Source organism: Mesorhizobium sp. M7A.F.Ca.ET.027.03.2.1, from assembly GCF_003999175.1.
Classification (GTDB): Bacteria; Pseudomonadota; Alphaproteobacteria; order Rhizobiales; family Rhizobiaceae; genus Mesorhizobium.
The window spans coordinates 1-1,153 of sequence record NZ_RZOM01001441.1 but is presented as its reverse complement, the minus strand read 5'-3'; the positions used below and the strand labels follow the sequence as shown (position 1 = coordinate 1,153).

Annotated in this window: 2 protein-coding genes; both read left to right on the top strand. The window is 61.5% G+C overall.

The annotated features are described in order from the left end of the window. A partial coding sequence (locus EN750_RS35425) for a homoserine kinase (RefSeq protein ID WP_127399354.1) occupies nucleotides 1–695 on the top strand: 695 nt, incomplete at its 5' end. A gap of 11 nt (nucleotides 696–706) precedes the next feature. Beyond that, the coding region (gene rnhA / locus EN750_RS35420) for a ribonuclease HI (protein ID WP_127399353.1) at nucleotides 707–1,153 on the top strand (447 nt) is incomplete at its 3' end.

Sequence of the window (1,153 nt, the reverse complement as noted above, 5' to 3'; positions counted from 1 at the left end):
TCATCGGCACGCTCGCCGGCCGGCCGGCGGTCATCATCACCTTCCTGGAAGGGCTTTCGTTGCGGCGGCCCACAGCAACGCATTGTGCCGAGGTCGGCAAGGCATTGGCGCAATTGCATCTGGCCGGCGCCGATTTTTCGATGACGCGTCCGAATGCCCTGGCCATCGACGGCTGGCGCAAGCTCTGGGATGCAGCGCGCGATCGCGCAGACGAGGTCGAGCCGGGCCTAGCGGCCGAGGTCGATGCCGACTTTGCCGATTTCGAGCGCAACTGGCCGAAGGACCTTCCCAAAGGCATCATCCACGCCGATCTTTTCCCGGACAACGTTTTCTTCCTCGGCGAAAAACTGTCCGGCCTGATCGATTTCTATTTCGCCTGCGACGACCTCTACGCATACGATGTCGCCACCTGTCTCAACGCCTGGTGCTTCGAGAAGGATTTTTCCTTCAATCTCACCAAGGGCAAGGCGCTGCTCGCCGGCTACCAGAGCGTCCGGCCCCTGAGCGACCAGGAACAAGCTGCGCTGCCGGTGCTGGCGCGCGGTTCGGCGTTGCGCTTCATGCTGACCCGGCTGTACGACTGGTTGACCGTTCCCGATGGCGGGCTGGTGATGAAACGCGATCCGTCCGAATACATCAGAAGGATGCGGTTCCACCGGGCGATCAAATCTCCTTCGGAATATGGATTGGCCTGATATGGGGTATCATGAGCAAGCAGGTTGAGATCTTCACCGACGGCGCCTGTTCGGGCAATCCCGGCCCTGGCGGCTGGGGCGCGATCCTGCGCTTCAACGGCACCACCAAGGAGCTTTCCGGCGGGGAAGCCGAGACGACCAACAACCGCATGGAACTGTTGGCCGCCATTTCGGCGCTGAACGCGCTGAAGGAACCGTGCACGGTCGACCTTCACACCGACAGCAAATATGTCATGGACGGCATTTCCAAGTGGATCCACGGCTGGAAGAAGAACGGCTGGAAGACCGCCGACAAGAAGCCGGTGAAGAACGGTGAACTCTGGCAGGCGCTCGACGAGGCCAACAAGCGCCACAAGGTCACCTGGAACTGGGTCAAGGGCCATGACGGTCATGTCGAGAACGAGCGCGCCGACGAGCTTGCGCGCGAAGGCATGGCGCCGTTCAAGAAAGGTCCGTTC